The sequence below is a fragment of the Flavimarina sp. Hel_I_48 genome (assembly GCF_000733945.1).
GTDB lineage: Bacteria > Bacteroidota > Bacteroidia > Flavobacteriales > Flavobacteriaceae > Leeuwenhoekiella.
On record NZ_JPOL01000001.1, the window covers coordinates 1 to 25,971 of the forward strand.

The 25,971-nt window shown below is 41.8% G+C and carries 21 protein-coding genes; 14 read left to right on the top strand and 7 right to left on the bottom strand.

The window, feature by feature from the left end:
• The 4 genes from P162_RS00005 to P162_RS00020 form a co-directional block, all read left to right on the top strand.
• Positions 1-829: HD domain-containing protein (locus P162_RS00005; RefSeq protein ID WP_031425012.1), on the top strand; the 829-nt coding region annotated here is incomplete at its 5' end.
• Between the two features lie 234 nt (positions 830-1,063).
• Entirely contained in the window at positions 1,064-2,098 is a 1,035-nt protein-coding gene (locus P162_RS00010) for a COX15/CtaA family protein (protein ID WP_031425013.1), read from the top strand.
• 33 nt (positions 2,099-2,131) lie between these two features.
• Positions 2,132-2,653 (top strand): IS1096 element passenger TnpR family protein, encoded by a 522-nt coding sequence (locus P162_RS00015; RefSeq protein WP_031425014.1) that lies wholly within the window; start codon positions 2,132-2,134, stop codon positions 2,651-2,653.
• A 133-nt stretch (positions 2,654-2,786) separates the two neighbouring features.
• On the top strand, positions 2,787-3,851 hold the full coding sequence (locus P162_RS00020; protein WP_031425015.1) for a nucleoid-associated protein: 1,065 nt from the start codon (positions 2,787-2,789) through the stop codon (positions 3,849-3,851).
• A gap of 75 nt (positions 3,852-3,926) precedes the next feature.
• On the opposite strand, the gene P162_RS00025 is transcribed toward P162_RS00020, so the two are convergent.
• Positions 3,927-5,000, bottom strand: coding sequence for a hypothetical protein (locus P162_RS00025; protein WP_031425017.1), 1,074 nt, complete (start codon positions 4,998-5,000; stop codon positions 3,927-3,929).
• A gap of 112 nt (positions 5,001-5,112) precedes the next feature.
• On the opposite strand from P162_RS00025, the gene P162_RS00030 reads away from it, so the two are divergent.
• The 4 genes from P162_RS00030 (at position 5,113) to uvrB (ending at position 11,725) form a co-directional block, all read left to right on the top strand.
• A complete protein-coding gene (locus tag P162_RS00030; RefSeq protein ID WP_031425019.1) occupies positions 5,113-6,012 on the top strand; it encodes an ABC transporter ATP-binding protein in 900 nt (299 codons plus the stop codon).
• Positions 6,013-6,020: 8 nt separating this feature from the next.
• Complete coding sequence (locus P162_RS00035) at positions 6,021-6,851, top strand: ABC transporter permease (RefSeq protein WP_031425021.1); 831 nt, start codon at positions 6,021-6,023, stop codon at positions 6,849-6,851.
• A gap of 17 nt (positions 6,852-6,868) precedes the next feature.
• Entirely contained in the window at positions 6,869-9,616 is a 2,748-nt protein-coding gene (locus P162_RS00040) for a T9SS type B sorting domain-containing protein (protein ID WP_051907695.1), read from the top strand.
• A 108-nt stretch (positions 9,617-9,724) separates the two neighbouring features.
• The gene (gene uvrB, locus P162_RS00045; protein ID WP_031425025.1) at positions 9,725-11,725 is read left to right on the top strand and encodes an excinuclease ABC subunit UvrB; all 2,001 of its coding nucleotides are present in this window, start codon (positions 9,725-9,727) and stop codon (positions 11,723-11,725) included.
• An 87-nt stretch (positions 11,726-11,812) separates the two neighbouring features.
• Here the strand turns inward: uvrB and P162_RS00050 are convergent, their stop codons facing one another.
• The 4 genes from P162_RS00050 to P162_RS00065 all read right to left on the bottom strand — a co-directional run bounded on the left by P162_RS00050 (position 11,813) and on the right by P162_RS00065 (position 14,709).
• A complete protein-coding gene (locus tag P162_RS00050) occupies positions 11,813-11,998 on the bottom strand; it encodes a hypothetical protein (protein ID WP_031425027.1) in 186 nt (61 codons plus the stop codon).
• Between the two features lie 257 nt (positions 11,999-12,255).
• Entirely contained in the window at positions 12,256-12,588 is a 333-nt protein-coding gene (locus P162_RS00055) for a hypothetical protein (protein WP_164076149.1), read from the bottom strand.
• Between the two features lie 169 nt (positions 12,589-12,757).
• On the bottom strand, positions 12,758-13,948 hold the full coding sequence (sucC, locus tag P162_RS00060) for an ADP-forming succinate--CoA ligase subunit beta (protein ID WP_031425031.1): 1,191 nt from the start codon (positions 13,946-13,948) through the stop codon (positions 12,758-12,760).
• A 107-nt stretch (positions 13,949-14,055) separates the two neighbouring features.
• Complete coding sequence (locus P162_RS00065; protein ID WP_031425033.1) at positions 14,056-14,709, bottom strand: LON peptidase substrate-binding domain-containing protein; 654 nt, start codon at positions 14,707-14,709, stop codon at positions 14,056-14,058.
• A gap of 147 nt (positions 14,710-14,856) precedes the next feature.
• Here P162_RS00065 and lysA point away from each other — a divergent pair, with 147 nt between their 5' ends.
• Positions 14,857-16,101 carry a diaminopimelate decarboxylase gene (lysA, locus tag P162_RS00070; protein ID WP_031425035.1) on the top strand — a complete coding sequence of 415 codons (1,245 nt, stop codon included), beginning with the start codon at positions 14,857-14,859 and terminating at the stop codon, positions 16,099-16,101.
• Between the two features lie 84 nt (positions 16,102-16,185).
• Here the strand turns inward: lysA and P162_RS00075 are convergent, their stop codons facing one another.
• Positions 16,186-18,933 (bottom strand): choice-of-anchor Q domain-containing protein, encoded by a 2,748-nt coding sequence (locus tag P162_RS00075; protein ID WP_031425036.1) that lies wholly within the window; start codon positions 18,931-18,933, stop codon positions 16,186-16,188.
• 301 nt (positions 18,934-19,234) lie between these two features.
• On the opposite strand from P162_RS00075, the gene P162_RS00080 reads away from it, so the two are divergent.
• The 4 genes from P162_RS00080 (at position 19,235) to P162_RS00095 (ending at position 24,467) form a co-directional block, all read left to right on the top strand.
• A complete protein-coding gene (locus P162_RS00080) occupies positions 19,235-20,638 on the top strand; it encodes an amidohydrolase family protein (protein WP_031425038.1) in 1,404 nt (467 codons plus the stop codon).
• Between the two features lie 123 nt (positions 20,639-20,761).
• Positions 20,762-22,264, top strand: a complete 1,503-nt coding sequence (locus tag P162_RS00085; RefSeq protein ID WP_031425040.1) for a S10 family peptidase — start codon at positions 20,762-20,764, stop codon at positions 22,262-22,264.
• Between the two features lie 364 nt (positions 22,265-22,628).
• Positions 22,629-22,901, top strand: coding sequence for a hypothetical protein (locus tag P162_RS00090; protein WP_031425042.1), 273 nt, complete (start codon positions 22,629-22,631; stop codon positions 22,899-22,901).
• Positions 22,902-22,913: 12 nt separating this feature from the next.
• Positions 22,914-24,467, top strand: coding sequence for a M20/M25/M40 family metallo-hydrolase (locus P162_RS00095; RefSeq protein ID WP_031425044.1), 1,554 nt, complete (start codon positions 22,914-22,916; stop codon positions 24,465-24,467).
• A 167-nt stretch (positions 24,468-24,634) separates the two neighbouring features.
• On the opposite strand, the gene P162_RS00100 is transcribed toward P162_RS00095, so the two are convergent.
• A complete protein-coding gene (locus P162_RS00100; RefSeq protein ID WP_031425046.1) occupies positions 24,635-25,132 on the bottom strand; it encodes a YkgJ family cysteine cluster protein in 498 nt (165 codons plus the stop codon).
• 31 nt (positions 25,133-25,163) lie between these two features.
• Between P162_RS00100 and P162_RS00105 the strand changes: the two genes are divergently transcribed.
• A complete protein-coding gene (locus tag P162_RS00105; protein ID WP_031425048.1) occupies positions 25,164-25,889 on the top strand; it encodes a class I SAM-dependent methyltransferase in 726 nt (241 codons plus the stop codon).
• Positions 25,890-25,971: the final 82 nt, after the last annotated feature.

Consider the following 25,971-nt stretch of genomic DNA (forward strand, 5'->3'; position numbering starts at 1 on the left):
GGAGCGTATAAAAATCATCACCCGCGAACGTATCGTTGAGGAACTCAACAAAATAATGTGCTGCGCAAAACCTTCTAAAGGCTTTCTTTTATTAGAAAAGACCGGCCTGCTAGCTATCATATTGCCAGAACTTACCGCACTAAAAGGGATTGAGGAAAAGGAAGGTCAAACCCATAAGGACAACTTCTACCACACGCTGGAAGTTGTTGATAATATTGCCGAACACACGGAAGATCTCTGGTTGCGCTGGGCGGCCATGTTGCACGATATAGGCAAGGCTCCCACAAAACGTTTTGACAAAAAAATAGGTTGGACCTTTCATGGTCATGAATTTGTAGGTTCAAAAATGGTCTACAAACTGTTCAAACGCCTCAAAATGCCACTGAACGAAAAAATGAAATTCACGCAAAAACTGGTGCTTATGAGTTCCAGGCCCATTGTGATTGCTGAAGATTTTGTGACAGACAGCGCGGTGCGCAGGCTCATTTTTGATGCGGGCGATGATCTGGAAAGCCTCATGACGCTCTGCGAAGCAGATATTACAACAAAAAACCCCAAACGTTATAAGCGCTACCACAACAATTTCAAGTTGGTGCGCGATAAAATACAGGAAGTCGAAGAACGGGACCATGTACGCAATTTTCAGCCGCCGGTAAGTGGAGAGGAAATCATGACCACCTTTGGACTAAAACCTTCCCGGGAAATAGGTGTCATAAAGGATGCGATTAAAGAAGCGATTCTGGAAGGGGAAATACCGAATGATTATGAAAAAGCGTACGAATTCATGCTTAAAAAAGGCAAAGAAATAGGACTGGAAGTCCGGCTTTAGAATTGGTAAATTTGTTGAAAACCAAGCACTTTTTAGCCTTTTTCGGCAGATTTTGGTGATATATTGAATGTTTGGAATAAAAAAAATTATGTTTTTTTTCCGAAGGAATTTATCGCTATTTAGTTCCTATTTGAAATGCGAATAAAAACGCCAAAAATGACCTATAAATCCGAGGTTTTTGCTTCAAATTTGGCCAATAATTGAATAAATCTTCGGAAAATAGATTCAGGATCCATGTATAAAAAATTTGTGATTATTTCTTTAGTACTGGTTTACCTGGTTATCGTTGCCGGAGCGGTAGTACGTATGACCGGAAGCGGCATGGGCTGCCCGGACTGGCCAAAATGCTTTGGTTATCTAATTCCGCCAACGGAAGAGAGCGAACTTCTCTTTAAACCAGAACATGATTATTTTGAAGGTCAGGTCATCATACATGAGACTTCCCTTCAGGTTTCAAAAGCAGACTTTACTTCAGCAGATACGTTCAACGCAGCAAATTGGGAGCCTTACACCAAACACGATTATGCGACTTTCAATCCCTGGCACACCTGGATTGAATACATTAACCGCCTAGCTGGCGCATTGGCCGGTATTGCAGTACTTATCATGGCTGTCTTAAGCCTGCGATACTGGAAAAAGTCCAAACGTATCGTTTTACTATCATTTCTGGCCGTTTTTATGATGGGTTTTCAGGGTTGGCTAGGGGCTACGGTTGTATATTCGGTTCTGGCACCGGTACGTATCACGCTGCATATGATCGTGGCGCTGCTAATCGTATTGCTATTGATTTACCTGCGCTACCTGGTGCGTGAAAGGAAAACGGATTTTAAATTTGACGCGAACTTTAAATGGGGCATGATCACGGCACTGGTGCTAAGCCTCATCCAGATCGTTTTAGGAACACAGGTGCGCCAGCATGTAGATGAACAAATCGATATTGTGGGCTATTCCGCAAGATCCATCTGGTTGCAACATCCCGAACTTACTTTTTATATTCACCGGTCGTTTTCTGTTCTGGTCTTTGTACTGAACCTCTATTTATTTTACACTAATAGGAACAAAAAACTAGGTCATGGCCTTATGAATTGGATCGTTGCCCTCATTGGACTTGAAATTATTACCGGTATTTTAATGTACTATTTTGAATTCCCCATACTCTCCCAGCCGGCACACCTGGTAATTGCTTCGGTTATGTTTGGTTTACAGAGTTATGTCCTGCTTACATCCTTCAAAGAAAAGCCTACGGTACGATTGGCAGATAATGCTTAAATCGTATCTTTGCCTTTCCAAAAAAATTAAGGTATGATCTATCGTTTTCGGGTAATTTTAGACGCAAAAGAAGACATTTTCAGGGATATAGAAATCAAGCAGGAAGCAACGCTTGAGGATTTTCACAATTGCATCACACAATCTTTCGGTTTTGACGGGATGGAAGTCGCTTCCTTCTTTACGAGCGACGATGAGTGGCGCCAGCAGGAGGAAATCCCGCTATTTGATATGGAAGAAACCAAGGATCCCCTGCGCACCATGCAGGCCACGCTCATTGAAGATGTGGTAAGCAGGGATGAAACGCGTCTTATCTATGTTTACGACTTTCTCAGCCTCTGGACATTTTTTGTGGAACTTGCGGAAATTGTGGAACTCGAAGATGGTGAGCGCTATCCCAATCTTTTATTCGCTCACGGCCAGGTTCCCGCGGAAGCGCCGCCAGCAGATTTTTCTGGTGACGAGGATGACGACGACGATATGGATGCCATGGATTTTGAAGATGATTATGATATGGATGATCTTGAAAATCTAGGTTTTGACGAAAACTGGAATTAAATCCACCCGGCTCCCGAAGGGGGAGTTGGCAGTTCTTAGTTTCAATCGGCAGTTTCATCCTACATTTTACAACTTACTTTATACAGGCATTTTCGCCCCTTATACTTTTTAACCGAACCATACACCCAAGCCTATGATCAATTTATATTCCGCACACATTGACAATCTTTCCATACACCGTGTGGGCAATAAAAGCAGGGCTGAGGGTGCTTTTATTTCAAATGAGCCCTATGAGCTCAACGATGAGATCACACCGCTTATCAAAGAGTTTTTCTTTAAGCCCTTTCGGGAAAAAGAAGAAAACTATTACCAATTCGTACATGAAGCTGATCTGGAATTTCACCCGCTGCATACTTTGGTTAAAAACGTTTTTACAGACCCAAGGACCGCGCATGAGAATTCTATTGAGATCGCAAAACTGCTTTATGAGCAGAGCAGCCACCCGCATATCAAACCGGGTGAGGTTTATGTTGCCTATCTGAGCAATGTAATGTCAGATAATGAAAAAATTGATGCCATAGGTATCTTTAAATCAGAATTAAAGCAGGAGTTTTTACAGTTCAATGAGGCGGATAAAAATCTGCAAATGATGCTTGAGCAAGGGGTAAACCTTAATAAATTAGACAAAGGCTGCCTGATCCTGAATAAAAACACAGAAGACGGTTATAAAATCCTTTCCAGCGATTCTAACCGGTACGATACGAAGTACTGGCTGGAGAATTTTCTGGGTGTTGACCAGTTGGCCGACGAAAATTTTTACACCAAAAAGTACCTCAAATTCTGTCAGGATTTCGCCAAGGATGTCGTGCTTCCCGCCGAAGACAAAAAAGAAGAAGTGATGTTCATGAACCGGGCGGTCAACCATTTCGCAAAAAACGACAATTTTGAAGAAAGCGCATTTATGAACGAGGTCATGGAAAATCCCGCATTAGTTCCAGAATTCAACAACTACAAGCTGGAACGCGCACCAAAATACAAAATAGAAGACCTTACCACCTTCCCTATCGCAAACACGGCCGTTTCTGCTGCCCGAAAAAAAATACGGAACGTTATTGACCTGGATACCAACATCCAGATCAAAATGGATTTTATCAATACAGAAAGCGCAGAAAAATTTATGGAAAAAGGCTGGGATGAAGAGCGGCAGATGTATTATTATCTCGTGTACTTCAACAAAGAAGAGAAAAGCAAAGGCTAAGATTTTATCTTTTTAAAACCATCCAAACCTTCTGAAAATCGCATATTAAAAGCAACTTTCAGAAGGTTTGGTTTTTTAATAAGCGGCGTCCATAAGGCGTTTCATACTTATATCTTCATAATTACGCATCACAAACTCCAGTGCGGTGGTTACGATCTGTCCCATAGAGCGGGCCCTCTTAAATTTTGGGTCTGTGGTGTAATCATACAACTGGCCACGCAACTCCTGCAAGTTCTCTTTACTTGATATTTGATCCATGCGCATACATTTAAGTAATTTGCGTAGGCGTGTCTTGGAAGTTTTGATCCGTTTGGCCAGTACAGCGCGTTCCTCTTCTCTATACTGCTCTATGGAATTGTTTCCCAAACGATTTGAAACAAGATTTACCATCTTAAAGTTTTCCTTGAAGATATGAGGTCTATATACCTTAAAGTTACCTTCATAGCACTGCTGATCAAAATCTATAGCCCGAATTTTATATTTGATATGGTCAAAGTCATGTGTGGGAATTACCACATAGTTATAAGAACGCATATCTCCCAGAAGCAGGATCATGCAGCGCTCGTTAAATTTTACAAATTCTTTTGCAATCTGTGATTTACCCACATCATCGCAGGTCTCCAGATATTCATCTATAAAAACATCACCAGCAATCCCGGCAATGTGCTCTTCGATCAAAGTGTCTTTGTAAACCAAAAAATTGATTCGGTTAGGGGATAAAATATGTTCCAGTTCCAGACCATAAACCCGACTGGCATCTGCTTTTTTTACATAAAAATAAGTATAGTTGTCGTTAAAAATATTCTTTATCTTTATACGGAAGGGTTTTGAGTTCCCAAACGTGCAATAGTCAATCGCCGCTACTTTTAAGAAAGGGAGTATATTTTTATTACCATCAGAATGCAAAATGGTATAAACCTGTTTGAGACTTGACTCTAATTCTTCCCGCTCGTGATCTGGATAATAAACACTTATCCAGAGGGTGTCGTTATCGTTCTTGTCATAAACGCTCACCCCTCCCGAAAAGCGCAGAAGATCATCGTAAAACACCGGTATCTTGGTATCACGGTTGTATCTTATGAGATATTCCTGAAGCTTATCGCTTACGGGATACGTGGGTTTCTTCTTTGACATCAATCTGTCCTTCATTTTATTTGCATTTTTGTAAAGATAAGAAAGCGGTGTAACAAATGCACTTGATGCTCGTCTTGTAGTAACAACATGAATTTCATGTGCTGAGTTCAATTTAAACCATTCTGTTTTGAAAAAAATCCTAACGCTTAATAACCTCTCTAAACGCTATGGCAACGTGAAAGCGGTAAACGACCTTTCTTTTACTATAGAGCAGGGCAACGTTTATGGTATTCTGGGACCTAACGGAAGCGGGAAATCCACTACCCTGGGCATGGTACTTAACGTCGTGAATCCCACTAGTGGGACTTTTAAATGGTTTGATGGCGGCACTTCCACGCACGAGGCGCTTAAGCATGTAGGTGCTATTATTGAACATCCCAACTTTTACCCGTATATGACCGCGGCGCAAAACTTAGAGCTTGTGTGCAGCATCAAGAACGTAAAGCCTGAGAAAATTGATGAAAAGCTTCAAATTGTAGGTCTTTTAGACCGGAAGAAGAGCAAATTCAGTAGTTTTTCGCTGGGTATGAAACAGCGGCTTGCGATTGCTTCTGCCCTGCTCAATGATCCTGAAATTCTCATTCTGGACGAACCCACAAATGGTCTCGACCCTCAGGGAATTCACCAAATACGGGAGATCATCAGAAAAATTGCGGCTACTGGCACCACAATCCTTCTCGCCTCCCACTTACTTGACGAGGTTGAAAAAGTCTGTAGCCATGTCGTTATCATTCGCAATGGAGTTAAACTGTATGCCGGTCCCGTAGATGAGCTCAATGTAAACAATGGCTTTTTTGAACTTAAAGCCGAAAATATGGTGGAATTGACCAATTTGATCCAAAACCATCCTGATTTTGGCCAAATAAAGGAAGAAAATGGTTTAATAACGGCAGTACTAAAAAATCCACTGGCGGCTCAGGATCTCAACAGGCAGTTTTTTGACAACGGCATAGCGCTCACCCATCTTGTGAAGAGAAAAGAGAGTCTTGAAGAGCAATTTTTGCAGCTTACAAACAACCTAAACTAGAATTGACCATGCTTCGATTATTACAAATAGAATTCTACAAACTTAAACACAGCCGTTCTTCAAAAATTCTGGCACTTGCTTATTTTATATTGCTTTCTCTCATTGCACTTGTAACATCTATTAAATTCAGTCTGGGCGGCAGGGAGATAAGCGTTGCAGATATGGGAATATTCAATTTCCCTATCATTTGGCATTTTACGACCTACATCGCTTCAATGCTCAAATTTTTTCTGGCGATCGTCATTGTTTCCATGATGTCCAATGAATATAGCAACCGTACGCTCAAGCAAAATTTAATAGATGGTTTGAGCAAAAAAGAGTTTGTGCTCTCTAAATTTTATACGGTTATTGCGTTCTCATTGCTTTCCGCAATTTTCGTATTTATTCTGACACTCATTCTGGGTTACTCGTTTTCAGATTATACTGAATTCAGTATCGTGACCCGCGAGGTAAGTTTTGTTTTCGCCTACTTTTTAAAGTTGGTCGCCTTCTTTTCCTTTTGCTTGTTTCTGGGTGTACTGGTCAAACGTTCTGCATTTGCACTGGGCTTTCTTTTTGTTTGGTGGATCATAGAGAACATTTTCTATGGGATCTTCCGCTATCAGCTGGGCGCTGATATTTCAAAGGCAATACTTCAGTTTTTTCCGCTGGAAGCGATGTCTAATTTGATAGACCGTCCCGTAGAACGGTTGGATTTTGTACAGGCTGCTGCTAACCAGTTACAGGCAAATATAGGTGTTGATTATGCGCTGCACTGGTACGAGGTGCTGATCGCCAGTTTATGGATATTCCTTTTTATATATGGTACCCTTTCCCTTCTGAAAAAGCGTGATTTATAGTATTTTAGTGTTTCATTATGAAACCAACTTTACTTTTCGTTCTATTATTTTCGGGATTGCGTCTGTGCCTTGGTCAGGGTGCGGCCAACAATTGGTATTTTGGAAGCGGGGCGGGAATTTCTTTTGAAACTTCCCCGCCCAGGGTTTTGACCAATGGCGCGCTGAATACCTTAGAAGGCTGTTCCAGCATTTCCAATGATAACGGCCAACTCCTGTTCTATACTGACGGTAGTGTGATCTACCAGGCAGATGGGACTATAATGAGCAATGGCACGGGACTGACTGGAAGTAGTTCCAGTACACAATCTGCCATCATCATCCCTAAACCTCTAAATAACGATATTTATTACGTGTTTACGGTAGACGAGGTGGGACAAGAGGTTATGAATGGCCCACTGGTCACTGATGGCGTTAATTACTCCATAGTCGACTTTAGTAACAACCCGAATGGAGAGGTTACTGAAAAAAATATACACCTAATTGATTTTTCTGCGGAAAAGCTTAGCGCAGTGGTGATGGGTTGCGACAGTAATACGGTATGGATGGTTACGCTCTCCACAAGCCTTGCCAAAGTGCCAAATATCGATTCCTATTACAATTTTAATACGTTCTACGCCTATGCCATTACCGAAGATGGCGTTAGCACCACACCCGTAAAATCAACCACGGGAATGCAGGTAGGCGATCCCCGCGGAAATTTAAAGTTCTCGCCAAACGGTAAAAAACTTGCGTGTGCCAATGGAGTGTCCGGTCTCTATCTACTGGACTTCAATTCGCTTACCGGGAAGGTGAGTAACGAAGAGAGCATAGGTTTTTACGAGGCCGTACGCGATTCGTATGGTGTTGAATTTTCGCCTAACAACCGTTTTCTCTATACGACCAGTTATAATGACCTTCCTACAAATGCCCTCGCCAGCGAATTTATTTCGGTTATAAGGCAATACGACCTTGAAAGTAACAGTATAAATGGAAGCACTTACGTTGTTGACAATCAAACACTTTATAGAAGCAGTTTACAACTGGGCCCTGACGGAAAAATTTACCGGAGTATGAGCAGCACCTATTTTGAAGGTCTACCTTATCTTTCTGTAATTGAAAACCCAAATGAAAAAGGTGCCGCCTGTAATTACATGGACAAAGCCATCAATCTGGGAACTGGAAAAAGCAATCAGGGCCTACCCCCTTTTAACCAGTCATTGTTCAACCGTGTTGATATTATACAAAATAATATCAGCACTTCGGTTTTGAACCTTTGCGAGGACGAGACCTATACCTTGAAGTACAATGAAATCTCCGGTGCGGACTATCAATGGTCAAGAAATGGAGTAGATCTTATAGGTGCGACCAGCAATGAACTTATTATAGCGTTGGGATCTAACGAACCCTTGCCCCATACAGATGAATATCAATTGAGCATCGACTTGAGGGACGGTACGTGTCCACGGGTAGGTCTTGCCAGTGTAAACTTTTACCGCACTCCTGTTTTGCCAGAGGAGCCCCTCATCCTTTCCCAATGTGAAGATGCGGCCACCGCTGATGGATTGAGTATATTCAACCTGACCCAGATAGAAAAACAAGTTATAGGCACTGACCCTTCCTTTACTGTTCACTATTATGACGATATTGCCGCAGCTCAAATCAATGATACCGTACAGGCCATTGATCCCATAGGATATGCAAATGCCAGACCCCGGCAAACACTTTATGCCTATTTTGACAATTTTGCATCGTGCTCCCTTGTGGCGCCCTTCCAACTTAATGTCAGCAGTACCCAGGCGAATACTGCGCTGCTCACAACTTGCGATAGCGACGATACCGGCTTTGCCGCATTTGATCTAACCGATGCGAATGATCAACTACTGGCGGGACAGTCACCTGATATCAACATCACATATTACGCGAGTAGCACGGGCGCCCTGCTTGAAGATGCGACGGAAGAACTTCTTTTAGAATATAAAAACTCAACACCCTTTACGGACACTATTTTTGCCCGTCTGGAAAGCAATGAGCAATGCTTCGCAATAAGTACCGTGATTTTAAAAGTTTTCCCGCTCCCAGCCGTTTCTCCCCTTACCGATGAAGTTATTTGTGCAAATCTCTCTGAATTGGTGACCATAAGTCCGGAGTATGATCTTGATCCTGGTCAAACCTACTCCTATTTATGGATGCCCACCGGCCAGAACACACCAGAGCTGGTGACTAACCTACAAGGCGAACATACCCTAACGGTAACCAATACGACGACCGGTTGCTCTCGTTCAAGGAGCGTTCGTATAGAACCGCGCACGGTTGCCACAATCGAAAATATAGCAGTCACAGACGCTACAGATAACAATGAAGCGATCATTACCATAAGTGGAACGGGCGATTTTGAATTTGCCCTCAACGAGAATGGACCGTATCAAGCTAGTAATGTATTTACAAATCTGTTGCCCGGTTTTTATACGGTATTTGTTAGGGCCACACAGGGCTGCGGAACGGCGCAACAGGAATTTAATGTCATCGGTTTTGATAAATTTTTTACCCCCAATGGTGACGGATATAACGATCGCTGGCAAGTCAAAGGGATTAATGAAAGTGTTCAGCCGGGAACCAGTATTCGAATTTTTGATCGTTATGGTAAATTATTAAAAGAACTCAATCCGCTTTCTGAAGGTTGGGACGGTACTTTTAATGGTTACAGTCTGCCCAGTGATGATTATTGGTTTTATGTAAAACTTGAGGATGGACGGGAGTTTAAGTCGCATTTTACCTTGAAGAGATAATATTGATTTTGGATAGATTTTAGCCATTTTAAAGATCAAATAGGGTCCTTTTTATCGGTTTTTAAATGCTGGGTAAAAGCCGTAAATTCGTAAGAAAATTGTACTCCCTTGAAATTTACCTTACACTCTGAATTTAAACCTGCCGGCGATCAGCCTTCTGCCATAAAACAACTGGTTAATGGCCTGGACGCTAAAGAACGCTACCAGACCTTACTTGGTGTTACCGGTAGCGGTAAGACCTTTACCGTGGCAAATGTTATCGAAGAAACCCAAAAGCCCACGCTGGTCCTGGCACATAATAAAACCCTTGCTGCCCAACTTTATAGCGAGTTCAAAGCCTTTTTTCCCGAGAATGCGGTAGAATATTTTGTTTCCTACTATGATTATTATCAACCGGAAGCCTTTATTCCCAGTTCTGGCACCTATATAGAAAAGGATCTTTCAATCAATGAAGAAATTGAAAAGCTGCGCCTGAGCACAACGTCTTCCCTACTCTCTGGTAGGCGGGATGTGATCGTGGTTGCTTCGGTTTCCTGTCTTTATGGTATCGGGAATCCGGTGGAATTCAAGAAGAATGTGGTTTCCATCGCAAAAGATCAGGATATTTCCAGGACGCAATTGCTTAAACGGCTTGTACAAAGCCTTTATAGCCGTACGGAAGGTGATTTTAACCGTGGTAATTTCCGTATAAAAGGGGATACGGTTGATGTTTTTCCGGGATACGCAGATCATGCATTCCGAATTCATTTCTTTGGTGATGAGATTGAAGATATTGAAGCTTTTGACGTAAATACGAATGAAATACTGGAAAAATATGAACGCCTGAATATTTATCCGGCAAATATGTTTGTGACCAGTCCGGCGCGATTGCAGGGGGCGATTGATCAGATAGGTTTCGATCTTAAAAAGCAAACCGATTATTTTCAGGAAATAGGAAAACCGCTGGAAGCAAAACGACTGGAGGAGCGCACCAACTTTGACCTTGAAATGATTCGCGAACTCGGGTACTGTTCGGGTATAGAAAACTATTCGCGTTATCTGGACGGTCGCGAGCCGGGTACGCGCCCGTTCTGTCTTCTGGATTATTTCCCAGAGGATTACCTTATGGTCGTTGATGAAAGCCACGTTACCGTTTCACAGGTGAGCGCCATGTACGGTGGTGACCGTAGTAGGAAGGAAAACCTGGTCGAATACGGCTTCAGGCTGCCCGCCGCGATGGACAACCGCCCGCTGAAATTTGAGGAATTTGAGGCGATGCAAAACCAGGTAATTTATGTGAGCGCCACCCCGGCAGATTACGAACTTCAAAAGTCTGAAGGTACCTATGTGGAACAGATCATTCGCCCTACCGGCCTACTCGATCCCCCGGTGGAAGTGCGCCCCAGCCTCAACCAAATTGATGATCTTATTGAAGAAATCCACAAGCGGAACGAAAAAGACGAGCGTACGCTGGTTACTACGCTGACGAAACGTATGGCCGAAGAATTGACAAAATACATGACAAGGATAGATATAAGGACGCGTTATATACACTCGGATATTGACACGTTGGAACGTGTTGAAATCATGTCTGATCTACGGAAGGGAATCTTTGATGTGCTCGTGGGCGTAAACTTATTGCGGGAAGGTCTGGATCTACCGGAAGTCTCCCTTGTCGCAATCCTGGATGCGGATAAAGAAGGTTTTTTGCGCAGCAACAGGTCGCTTACCCAAACCATAGGCCGGGCGGCAAGAAATATAAACGGACTCGCAATCATGTATGCGGATAAGATTACCAATAGTATGCAGGAAACTATTGATGATTCTAATTACCGAAGGACAAAACAGATTAATTACAATACGGAACACAACTTAAAACCGGTCGCTATCAAGAAATCGCTGCAAAGCGCGTTAGCGAAAAAGGAGAAATTCAAATTTGAAGCGGAAGAATTGACAAACCTGGCGGCAGAACCAGAAACGGACTACCTCAGCAAACCAAAACTGGAGAAACTCATCCGCGATACGCGTAAACAAATGGAAACCGCAGCTAAAGAACTCGACTTTATGGAAGCGGCCAAGTTGCGCGATCGCATTAAGAGAATGCAGGAGCAGGTGAAAGAAATGGCTTAAATAGGCTATAAAAGACCAATTTCCATCTAAATTTCGCATAAAATGCAAGAAATAGGATGGAAATTGGATTCGCTTTTAATCCAGTATTTAGTTGCCCAACCAGACTCCGGAGAAGACAACCCCCAATACTAAAATTATCAGGAATATTACTATAATCACTAAACCTGCCTTGGTTATCTTAGTATTTTGAAAGATAAAATTACCCGTTTTATCGTTTTTGTCTTTGACAATCTTGGTATCTTCAGGTTTCTGTTCGTTTATTTTATCTGGCATAATTGATTTTTTAAGTATACCAAATTACCCCTTTCCCAGTGAGTAAAAGAATTTTTAATACTTTATTAAGTAATCGTTGCGCTTAAATAAAACGACGAACTCCTACCGGAAAAGCTGCTTAAAAGTATCATTGGGAAAGTGAATATGAATATCAAATTGTGACCATAACGAAACAAATTTAAAAAGCCTTTTCCATCAAAAAAATGACGAAAAAAGCTTAAAAATTGATGTTTTCAGGTAAAAAATCGAGTGATTAACTAGATTTTAAAGGTTACCTGTAAAAAGTAGCGCTGTCCCTTTTTAGCTTTGGCTTTCAGTTTTTTGTAGTTTAAACTGCTTTTGATGAACTGCTCCACTTCCGGATTGTCTGTGTCTACGTCAGTAATAACCATTTCGTAATCTGAGTTGACCACAAAAGTTACCTGAATCGTACTTACTTCTTTTACCGCAATTGCATTTTTGCCCAGGAGTTCTGATATTTCAGCCGAAATGCTCAGCGGTTTTACACCGCTGGGTGGATTACCATTTGCAAATGAAAAACTGCTTACTGCGAGCGCTGCGGTGAGCCCTAATTTGGTGATTGTGTTCATAGTGTTTGATTTTTGATTGATGTACTTAATAGACGAACCAACCGGAAGAACTGTTACAGTATTTTTCCAAATTAACAAAAACACAACATTTGGCACCATAAAAAAAGCCTTCGGCATATATACCGAAGGCTTTTTTTGTTTATTCCGCAATGCGGAAATTCTTTATTGCTTAAGCAAGGACTGCATGTACTTTATCTGCAGCTTCCTGAAACTCTATCGCGCTCTGGACGTCAAGACCACTGGTGTCTATCAATTCTTTTGCGATGTCTGCATTTGTTCCCTGAAGGCGTACGATAATAGGCACTTCAATATTGCCCATATTTTTATAAGCATCAACAATACCCTGAGCTACGCGGTCGCAACGCACGATACCACCAAAGATATTTACAAGGATCGCCTTAACGCTGGGATCTTTTAAAATCAATTTAAAAGCGGTTTCCACACGTTCAGCATCTGCGGTACCACCCACATCTAGAAAGTTGGCAGGTTCTCCACCAGCTTGTTTGATAAGGTCCATAGTGGCCATCGCTAGTCCGGCGCCATTTACCATACAACCTACATTTCCATCAAGGTCTACATAATTGAGTCCGGCAGCTTTAGCTTCTACCTCTACTGGGTTTTCCTCACGCTTATCGCGCATCGCCTCGTAATCTTTGTGACGGAAAAGCGCATTATCATCTATGGAAACCTTTGCATCTACTGCAAGTATTTTATCATCACTTGTTTTAAGGACCGGGTTGATCTCAAAAAGGGAAGAATCAGAATTTTCATAAGCTTTGTACAAAGCCGTTACGAATTTTGTCATTTCCTTGAAAGCAGTACCGCTCAAACCAAGGTTAAATGCAACGCGGCGCGCCTGAAAAGGCATAAGGCCTACGGCAGGATCAACTTCTTCGTGATATATAAGGTCAGGTGTTTCTTCAGCAACCTTTTCAATCTCCACACCACCTTCAGTGGAATACATGATCATGTTTTTCCCGGTCGCACGGTTGAGCAAAACAGACATATAATATTCTTCCGGCTCATTATCACCAGGATAATAAACATCCTCTGCGATAAGTACCTGATGTACTTTTTTACCTTCTTTTGAAGTCTGGGGCGTTACAAGGTTCATCCCGATGATGTCACCGGCAATTTGTTCAACCTCTTTTAAATCTTTGGCAAGTTTTACGCCGCCGCCTTTACCGCGGCCACCAGCATGTACCTGCGCTTTGATCACGTGCCAACCCGTACCGGTTTCTTCGGTAAGTTTTTTTGCCGCTGCTACGGCTTCCTCCGGGGTTGTGGCAACATGGCCGCGCTGAATGCGCACTCCAAAACTGCTTAATATCTCTTTTCCTTGATATTCGTGTATATTCATCTTAAGGCGTTTCTACTGGTTAAAAATTATGTTGTAAAAATAGCGATTTCGGTCGAAATGCAACAGATTTTAGGCATATATCCCGATTTTAGGCCTTATTAAACCTATTATTCATCCTGAATCTTATAATCGGCAAAATCAAGTGGATCAAAATTCTTAAAATGTCCGTTTAATTGAATCAATTCTTTGGTCTTATTGATCTGCTGAATGACGGGAACCGTAACCGATAAATGATCTATCAAAAAGGCGAAACGATCAGACTCTTCGGTCATATTCAACATTTTAAGTTCCTGCTCAAGCGAAAGCCCAATTTTATGCGCAAAAGAGTAGCTGGTCACCAGGCCCGGATCAAATTCTGGCAGGACAACATCAAGGGCGTCGTAAAGATTTTTGACCAAAGTATAGAACCGCAGTCTTTGCGAAGCGGTCCCATCATCATTATTTGATAAAAAACGAACTTTCCCACCGGCATAGAGTTTCTCACCCAGTGTGGGCGTAAAAGACTTTACGGTAAAACTGCGCAAACCTTCACAGATCACGTCACTTGCCCCGGAAGGGTAGCGTTTTACCACTTCTACTAATTTCACTTCGGTGCCATAGCGCATTTCCTTATTGATAAATGCGGGGATACCAAAGGTCATCTCCTCCTCTATACAATCCTGTATCAATTGTTGATAGCGCGCTTCAAAAATGTGGAGCGCGAGCTTTTCCGTCGGGAAAACCACCATTTCTAAAGGAAATAAAGCAAGCGTAGTATTCATAGGGAATATTTTTGTCGCTAAGCAAGTTACTTCATGAAACAGGCTTCACCAAACCCATAAAGCAAAGTTTTTGTTCATTAAAACCTAAAAATGTTTTTTTCTATAGTAGCTTTGCGCACTTGTTAAAGCGCTGTAATAAAGAACACCATGACCCATAAAGACCTGCTTGCCGTTGCAAAAGAATATGATAGCCCCGTTTACGTTTATGACGCAGCGGTTATACAATCCCAGTACAAGCGTTTAAAAAACGCATTCAATAAGGTAGAAAACCTGCGTATAAATTATGCGGTCAAAGCCCTGTCCAATATTGCAATATTGCAATTACTACAAGAACAGGGTGCAGGCCTGGATACGGTTTCTGCTCAGGAAGTGCGTCTGGGACTTGCCGCAGGTGTACCCGCAGAACATATTATTTTTACGCCAAATGGTGTTTCCCTTTCTGAAATTGAACAGGTTGCAAAGCTCGGCGTGCAGATCAATATTGACAATCTTTCCATCCTGGAGCAATTTGGGACGCGTCATCCCAAAACCCCCGTTTGCGTACGTATCAATCCACATGTAATGGCTGGCGGAAATGCCAATATTTCCGTGGGGCACATAGATAGTAAATTTGGTATATCCATACATCAGATTCCGTTATTGTTGCGTATTGTAGAAAATACGGGAATGCACATCAACGGTATTCACATGCACACGGGAAGCGACATACTTGATATTGACGTTTTTCTGCACGCAGCAGAAATACTTTTCGATACCGCTTCCCACTTTGAAAATCTTGAATTTTTAGACTTTGGAAGTGGTTTTAAAGTCCCTTACAACGAAGGGGATATTGAAACCAATATTGAAGAACTGGGCGATAAACTGGCAACTCGTTTTAATGCCTTTGAAAAAGACTACGGCAAACCCCTGACACTTGCTTTTGAACCGGGGAAATTTCTTGTGAGTGCTGCAGGAAGGTTTTTAGTAAGCGTCAATGTGGTAAAACAGACCACCTCAACTGTTTTTGCTCAGGTGGACAGTGGTTTTAACCATTTAATACGGCCTATGCTTTATGGTTCGCAGCATCACATTCATAACATTTCAAACCCAGAAGGAAGGGAACGCTTCTATTCTGTGGTAGGCTACATTTGCGAGACGGATACATTTGCCTCAAACCGACGTATTGCCGAAATAACCGAAGGTGATATTCTCGCTTTTGAAAATGCGGGCGCTTATTGTTTCTCAATGGCAAGTAACTACAACTCCCGCTATAGACCGGCCGAAGTGCTTTTTATAGATGGCAAAGCTCAACTCATACGCGAACGCGAAACCTTTGAAGATTTATTAAAGCATCAAATCCCGCTTCAAGGAAAGAAAATGGAAAAGAAAACAGCGTCAACTGAAAATGCCTAAAACCCTGTTTTATTGATTAAAAAATAATAAAAACACCCCGATTTTATCTAAAATCGGGGCGTTTTGTTTTAAAAATACTTTTTTTTAATTGGAAACAAGAAGCTTTAAGCTTTCCACTTTGTTCTTGGCAACCAATCGAACCAGGTACAATCCAGACATTAAATTGGCCGTTTTTAAGGTGTTTGTACCCGATTTACCCAGTTGTTCGGAAATCAACTTCCCGGAGCCTATTTCGATTATTGAAATGTTGACCTCATCTATCATAGGTTCTGCTAAGGTTAGCTGCACATCGCCATGCTGTGATGGGTTGGGATACAATGTACTTTTACTGATTCTGGTGATTGTTTCAAGACTTAATTCGGTCTGAGCCTCAAACGCACCGATATCCCTCCTACCCGCGAAGACCATTTCCCCTCGCTGATCTGGGAAAGTATCAATGGGATTACCGGCGTTAAATGAAGGCGATCCTTCCAGTAGTGCGTGAGTTCTTGTATAACCGCCATTATCTGCCAATACATTAATCATAGGATTTATCGGATTTTCAGAAGTTCCTTCCAGATCATTTGACATGGCGGGGAAAAGGTTTAAATCATCTTCGCCTATTAGATTATAATCTGCGGAAATAAAAGAAGTTTCACCGGCAAGATTGTTTCCTTCTTCTGCAGTGTTCAAAGCCACGATTGTGTTTTTTAAGGTTGTAGTTGCCGCTGAACCGTTATACATCGCTCCGCCATTTCCATCTGCATTATTCATAACTACTGTGGAAGCGCCAATAAAGATAGAGCCTGAAAAATTGTAGATCGCGCCGCCATTACCATCATTAGACTCCTCAAGTTCTGCACCGGAAGTAAAATTACCTGAAATGGTACTTGTTGTACAATTAATAGTGGTTGCACCATTCCAAATCCCTCCACCTTGATTATCTGCATTGTTGTCAGAAATTTCAACGGACTTCAGCACTGCGTTCGCATTTCCTATAAAATAGAGACCGCCACCCTTACCGCTCTGGCCATTTGCATAATTGTTTCTTATCACAACCTGATTAAGATTTACTGAACCCTGGCCAAAAGTAGAATCGTCTGTAATGCCACCACCTCCATTTACTGCACCATTATTAGAAACCTCTGAATTAAAAATCGATAAGCTACCACCGTAATCATTAAAAATACCGCCACCCAATCCAAGACCGTTAAAGCTCGTGTTTTGAGTAATTCTGCTATTTGAAATGTTGAGTGTGCCACCGTAGTTGTAGAGTGCACCACCTTTATCGTCAGCATAGTTGGACGAAAATAATGTTTCATTTATATTCAGGGTTGCTGTAATATTCCATATAGCTCCACCTTCCCTACTTAAATAATCACCCTGTCCATTACGTGAAAAATCCCCACCAAAAATACTAATTGCACCCGCTCCAATTGTGTGTAATGCACCACCGTAAAGTGCTGTATTTGCTGTAAAAATCACATTGTTTAGATCAAGCGGTTTCGCAGACCCGTAGGCGATTGCTCCTCCTCTTCCATAGCCTACATTACCCTGAAAGATCACTGGATTTTCAACAGGGCTGTTTATGGTAAGACTACCCTCACCTTGTACAAGTATCCCGCCACCACCTTCTTCAAAATCAGTATTATTATTAGAGAAAACACTATTCTCTATGAATTGTGTTCCTGCATTGATAATAAGTTGACCCGAATCGTAATATATACCTCCCCCACCTATACCCAGACCATCAATATTGGCTATATTATTAGCTATCCTAGTTCCATTTGTGATTAAAGTCCCACCGCCAAAAGCAATACCACCGCCATTATGGTAACTAGAATTATTTTCTATAAATCCGCCATTGATTATAAAACTTGAGTTATCCATCGCATAAATTGCACCCCCATTATTTCTACCTTGCCCTCCTACGGGATTTTCACCACTATTACCGTTAAGAGAAACATTAGTAAACATTATTGATTCCGTGGAAAACACACTTACTCCACCGCCACCAAATTGCGCATAATTAGAATCTATCTGCGAGTTGGTTATAATGAAATTACCTGAGGTGCTATAGATTGCTCCACCAAAATTTCTTGAATCATTATGGGAAAATAAACTATTAAATACATTTAAGTTTCCCCCAGAATTATAAATACCAGCCCCATCATTACGAACATCAGTAGAGAAGGTAAAAGAATTATTAGATATAGTACTGCTTGAAATATTCAAATTACCCCCACTATTATAAATACCACCACCCGCGCTGTCTGAGCCATTTCCATCAACAACAACATTTGTAAAAGTTGCATTCTTTGCCTCAATATAAAACCCTCCCCCAAGAACGTAGCCCATATTTTCACTTACAGTTCCATAATTTACCATTATATCAGAGTCACCCGTAATGAAAACACCGCCTCCGTTAGATGCCTGACAGTTACTAATATCTATAAAGTTCAAAATAATATCCGTGTTATTTGCCTTTATTGCTCCACCGTTATCCAGAGGTGTAAAACCATTTACCAGAGACAAATTATTCAGGGTCACCGGCCCTTCTGTAATATTAAATATGCGAGATCCCATTTGAGCATCAAGGTTTACCCGCATTGTGGAATCTGCAGATATGGTCAATTCTTTTTCAATCAACAACTCCTCATTTAATAAAATCGTCTCTATGCCTGCTGCGAAAGTTATGGTTCCACCCGGTGGCGTATCCGCGATTTCCTGCCGAAGGGTGCCATCTGAACCGTCATCAACATTTTTTGTGACCAACTGGGCGCTGATCGTAGAATAGAAAAACAATGAACAAAGGCCAAAAACAAGGCCTAATCGGGTAATTTTTGAATACATGGCGTTAGGTTTAAAGGGTTGGATCTTTTGAAGTATAGTATTCAGCTTACAAAAAATATAATGTGACAAATAACTGAATACTAACCTCTTAAAGGTAATTAAAAATTTTTATGAGTAGCGATTAGGATTATTTATTTTCTTTACAATTTTTTATTGACCCTTTCATCTGCCATTCAAGAAATCGTCAAATTTTAAATTCAGGATTTATAGAAATAAAACCCTTTACCAAAAGTATAATTCCCTTCAATTTTCACTATTTTACGCCACTTTTAAACAACGTGTACTCTTCAGGAATTTTTATATGTTCAAAAAATTGCTTCTTTTCTTTTTAACGGCAACAATCCTATCGAGTTGCAATAAAAGGGAGCCCGATTATGATGTGGCCGTGCATAATATCAATATCGTAGACCTAAAAACCGGTAAAATAATACCCAGGCAATCGGTTTTTATAAATGCGGATACGATCCACTCCATCGTTTCAACCAAAGATCTCTTGATATCGCTTGCCCGCAAATCGATCAACGGTACAGACAAATATCTTGTTCCCGGGTTTTGGGACAATCATGTGCATTTCCGTGGGGGCGACAGTCTGATCGCAGAGAATGAGCATTTACTGGATCTATATATTGCTAATGGCGTTACCACCGTACGGGATGCAGGCGGTGATCTTACCTCTTCCGTGCAGCAATGGCAAAAGGAAATTGCTTCGGGAGAAAATGTGGGTCCCACCATTTATACCTCCGGTCCTAAAATTGATGGTCGGCGGGCGCGCTGGCCAGGTTCCCTTGAAGTTTTTAACGATAAAAGCATAAATAAAGCGCTTGATTCCTTACAGGCACTCAACGTGGATTTTGTGAAGTTATATGATAGTACGATATCTGGGGAAAATTACCTTAAAACCATAGAAAATGCTGAAAAACGTGGCATGATCACCAGTGGTCACATGCCATCTACGGTAACCGTAGAGGAAACGACACAGGCCGGAATTGACGCCATAGAACATTTGTATTATGTACTAAAAGGCTGCTCCTTAGAAGAGGTTGAGATCACAAATGCCGTAAAAGACCGCAAATTGAGCTTCTGGTCTTCGCTTGATAAAGTTATGCAGACCTATTCCGATAGTATTGCACAGATAGAATTTGACCGACTTATTGCTGCAGACGTCTACGTGGTACCCACCTTATATATAGGTCATACGTTGAGCTTTTTAGATGAATATGATCACAGTTATGATGGGTACCTCACAAACAATTATATAGGTCCGGGTATTCAAAAAACGTATGATGGCCGTATCAAAAGTGCCCTGAATGCGAAGCCGGAGTTTATAAAGATGCGCAAAAAACTGGACAGTATGTTCATTCAACTTACAGGCAAATTGAATACTGCCGGTGTGGGACTGCTTGCTGGTTCTGATAGCGGGGCGTATAATTCTTACATTTATCCTGGTTTCTCACTACATCTGGAACTAAAAGCGCTCGTAGATGCCGGCCTTTCCCCCCTTGAAGCTTTACGCGCTTCTTCGCAAAATGGTGCCCGCTTTTTAAAGAAAGAGATACCAGCGATCAAAGCAGGCAGAAAAGCAGACCTGGTAATTATTGAAGGAAATCCCTTAGAGGATATTGAAAATACGCAGCGCATCTACTGGGTTTTTAAAAATGGCGAGTCATTCAGTCAAAAGAGCCAGGCATTGCTAAAATCCAATTAAAGGGATATCGAAATTTTCATATTTGTAATTCGTACGTTTCTCTAGCAGGAAGAAAGGTAAAATGGGTACAGAGTTGTAATTTTAGTAATTCCTTAAACTTCAATTTACTCAAATTTTACTCTTATGATTAAAAACTACACCTTCTTATCCTTTCTATTTCTTTTGCTTACTGGGACACAATGGCTTTCTGCCCAGCAGGTCAAGGTACCCATTGATACAATTATAACAACCCAGCACACCGCAACCATAAAGGGCAGCAAAGTTCCCTATACGGCAAATACCAGTTTCCAGCCAGTCTGGGATGAAAAAGGCAATCCTATTGCCAGTCTTTATTATACGTATTACAAACGCACGGATATAAAAGATGATCAGGCCAGACCATTGGTCATTAGTTTTAACGGCGGACCTGGTTCTGCTTCGGTATGGATGCATATCGCCTACACTGGCCCGCGCATTCTCAAAATAGACGATGAAGGTTTTCCCGTACAGCCGTATGGCATTAAAGATAATCCCAACTCCATTCTTGATGTGGCGGATATTGTTTACGTAAATCCTGTAAATACCGGGTACAGCCGTATGGTTCCTGATAAAGAAGGTAAAATGCCAGACCGGGAGCATTTTTTCGGGGTAAATAGTGATATTTCTTATCTGGCAGATTGGGTAAGCACCTTTGTGACGCGGGTCAATAGATGGCGTTCGCCAAAATTCCTTATCGGTGAAAGTTATGGCACTACCCGCGTCGCCGGACTCTCCCTTGCGCTTCAGCAGAATAAATGGATGTACCTCAATGGTGTAATAATGGTTTCCCCTACTGAAATTGGCTTTGAATTTGAAGGACCGGTAGAAATCGCAAACCGTCTTCCGTATTTTGCGGCTGCAGCCTGGTATCATAAGGCCTTACCGACAGAATTGCAACAAAAAGACCTTGATGTACTATTGCCGGAAGTAGAAACTTATGCTGTTAACGAACTCCTTCCCGCAGTAGCTAAAGGTGGATATCTGCCCGCTGCAGAACGTGACGCGGTAATAAAGAAAATGGCTTACTATTCCGGACTTTCAGAAAAGACCATTCGCCAAAACAACCTGGCCGTACCGTTTGATTATTTCTGGAAGGATCTATTACGCGAAAAAGAGGGCTATACTATTGGCCGCCTCGATTCCCGCTATAAAGGAATGGACGTTTCCCTATCTGGAAGTGAACCTGATTACAACAGCGAACTTACTTCCTGGCTGCATAGTTTTACCCCGGCGATCAATTATTATATAAGTCAGGAACTCGATTTTAAAACTGATCTGGATTATGATCTTTTTGGGAACGTGCACCCATGGGACCGCAGCGACAATCATGCCGGCGCAGATTTAAGGGAAGCCATGACCATGAACCCTAATTTGAACGTTATGATCCAGTCAGGTTATTTTGATGGGGCAACTACTTATTTCAATGCTAAATATCTCCTTGGCCAACTCAATATCAACGGAAAATTGGACGATCGCCTTAGCTTTAAAGGCTACCGTAGTGGACATATGATGTACCTGCGTGCAGAAGATTTAAAAACCGCCAATCAGGATTTGCGGGATTTTATAGAAAATGCAAGTAAAAATATAGCAAACGGTGCAAAATATTAAGCTATTTTTTAAATTATCATTGACTTTTGGGCGTTACCCTGCGGGTCGGGCTTTACGTTTCAATCTTTTTGCGAAGAACAAAAAGGATTTCCACTGCAATCCCTAACGCGCAATTCGTTTTCAGTAAAACTTTAAAGCTTTCAAACGCAACCTTATGAACACAAAGTAATCTTAAATAAATGAAGATGAATTTTAGAAAATTATGTTTCTTGTTATTAATCCCTGCTATTTTTCTTACAAGTTGCTTCAACGATGATGATAACAACGAAGGGGAGATACTAATTGATTACGCTGGCTCCGCACTTTATTTTATTAACAATAAAGTGATATCGATCTAGAAATAACCTTGATCACTTCTAAACGATTGAGCCAGCACAAAGATAGTTCCAAAACAGTGATTGCAAATTCAAGATTAGAGGTTTTCACAGACGGGGATATTGGTATTAATCCGGCTCCAGAAGATTCATTTTCTAAATTGGAATTTTATACGTCCACAAACGATAGCGCAGTTTTAACGATTGATCCTGTTCTCAATGAAGACTGGAAAGTCATTGAGCAAGATTTGGGCGATTCAGGATTTGGACTTATAACCTATGAATACACCGTTACAAACACAGATTTAAATCAACACAAATAAAAACAACTAATAATGATCAAAAAACTCCCTTTTTTATTCCTTTTTCTCCTCATTTCCCCTATTCTTTTTGCCCAGCAAGACCAGGTTATACAGGATATCATGCGCGAGGCGAAAGAGAACTCGCAGTTGGAACTGCTTGCTCACGAACTTCTAGATATTGTGGGACCACGGCTTGTGGGAACACCGCAAATGAAAAATGCCCACGACTGGGCAGTAGCTAAATATAAACAATGGGATATCCCGGCCGAAAACCAGCAATGGGGTACCTGGAAAGGCTGGGAACGTGGCATCACGCATATTGATATGGTGAGTCCACGGGTAGTTTCCATTGCTGGCCAGCAGCTTGCCTGGAGTCCTGCGACTTCAAAAAAAGGAGTGACCGCAGAAGTAATCCTCCTTCCGGAAGCCAAAGATTCAGTAGCTTTTAAAAATATGCTTGCTTCGGTAAAAGGGAAGTTTGTAATGATCTCGCCCTACCAACCCACGGGCAGACCAGATTACAACTGGGAGGAATTTGCCACCGATTCCTCTTTTGCTAAAATGAAAAGCGAAAGGGAAAAAAGCAATATGGAATGGGATGCGCGCATTGAAAAAACGGGATATACCTCACGTAGCCTTCCGCAGGCACTTGAAAAAGCCGGAGCGGCCGGGATCATAACTTCGTACTGGTCACGGGGTTTTGGTGCAAACAAAATCTTTGGTGCACGTACCAAAGAAATCCCCACGGTGGATGTTTCCCTTGAAGATTATGGAATGCTTTTCCGCCTTGCGGAAAACGGTGACAAGCCAGAGATCAAGATCACCGCAGAGTCAAAAGATCTTGGCGAAGTGCCCACCTTTAACACCATCGCCCGTATAGAAGGCTCCGAAAAGCCGGAAGAATATGTAATACTATCTGCTCATTTTGATAGTTGGGACGGCGCTACAGGTGCCACGGATAATGGCACGGGAACGCTTGTCATGATGGAAGCGATGCGCATTCTTAAAAAGCTGTACCCCAATCCCAAGCGTACCATTCTCGTAGGCCACTGGGGAAGCGAAGAACAGGGCCTGAACGGCTCGCGCGCTTTTGTGAAAGATCATCCTGAAATTGTAGCTGGTGTACAGGCACTTTTTAATCAGGACAACGGTACCGGTCGTGTGGTGCGTATCGCGGGCAGTGGTTTCCGGGATTCGTATGAGTATCTGGGCAAATGGTTGTATTCGGTTCCCGAGGAAATCACCAGGGGTATCGCGACAGATTTTCCTGGTATTCCCGCGCGCGGCGGTTCTGATTATGCCTCTTTTGTCGCCGCCGGTGCTCCCGGGTTCAGTCTGAGTTCGTTGAGTTGGGATTATGGTACCTATACCTGGCACACCAATCTTGACACTTACGATAAAATAGTTTTTGACGATGTACGCAACAACGTAATGCTCACTGCTATTTTGGCCTATCTCGCAAGTGAAGATCCAGAAACTACCTCTCGTGTAAAAAGTGTTTTGCCCATGAGTCGGGACGATAACGCGCAAATGCAGTGGCCTGAAGCTCGTGATGCAGAACGAAAAGGTGGATTTGAAGAAGAATAGAATCTTTTAAAAATTACTTTTAAAGGCTAAAAACCTCCCTTTTTGACCGGATATTTGGTCAAAAAGGGAGGTTTTTTAATGGTAAATTAATATCCATTGGCAATTTATTCCCGGCTTTTTCTTAGGATACTGCAGTATTTAGAAACTTGATCATTGTTCCAAAAAATCTATTTCATAGGGATACGCTCCCTCATTTTTTCCACAATATTAAAAGCTGCCGGACAAATAGCTACGTTCTTTAAAGTCAGATTCGCAATCTGCTGAAATTTTTTACGGTCCGTATGCGGAAATTCTGCACAGGCCTTGGGACGAAAATCGTAGATCATGCAATAATTATCGGCCCCTAAAAACGTACAGGGAGTTTCCTGTAAAACATAATCATTTTCCTCATCTACGCGCAGGTAGGTAGCTATAAACTGAACTTCCTTCATCTTAAAATGCTTGGCGATACGCGTGATATCGCGATCTGTAAAAAGCGGGCCGGTCGTTTTACAGCAGTTGGCACATTTTAGGCAATCCGTTTGTGCAAATTCTTCTTCATGAAGATCCTGCATCTTATAATCCAGATCCTTTGGCGGCTTGCGTTTCAACTTTTTAAAGTAGGCTTTATGCTCCTTATGCTTATCTTTGGCAAGTTGTGGCAGGTTATTGATAAAATCTTCCATAATGTAAAATTAAGCAATTACGACTGACTTTATGAGCAAACCTATCAAGCCAGAACAGGACGTTTTTGGCGCTGCCCTACTCGATTATTATAACGGAACAAAGGATGCGGAGATCAACGTGCATTCTTCACTGACTGAAGATGATGTCATCCCGGTGCATTACCTGTTTCGGGATTATAATGCCATGCCGAAGCTGGAACAGCGCGCGCTAAATGAAGCTAATGGAAAAATACTGGATATAGGCGCCTGCTCTGGCAGCCATGCGTTATACCTACAGGAACAGGGCAAGGATGTCACCGCTTTAGACAGTTCACCCGGAGCCATAAAAGTATCTCAAGACCGGGGCGTTAAAAAAACGTCGTGTATGAATGTTCTCAAGTTTGAAGAAAAAGGCTTTGATACGCTGCTTTTATTGATGAACGGAACGGGAATTTTTGAAACGGTGGGAAAATCTGGAAAATACCTGCGCCATTTACACCAATTGCTGAATACTGGCGGACAGGTTCTCATCGACGCTACAGATATCAATTACATGTTTGAGGAAGAGGATGGCAGTTACTGGGTAGATCTCAACAGGGATTATTATGGTGAAGTACGCTTTCAACTGAGTTATAAAGATCAGAAATCCGCTCATTTTGATTGGTTGTATCTCGATTACAACAATCTAAAACAATTGGCACTCAATGCTGGTTTTACGGCAGAACTCCTGGAAGAAGGGCCAGAGCATACCTATCTTGCAAAACTCGTAAAAAACTAAAACTATCTATCGTCGAAATTTCGGCTTAGCCGAATAAAATAAAGGTGCTTTTGTACCAATAAAATCATGAAAAGTCAATTTG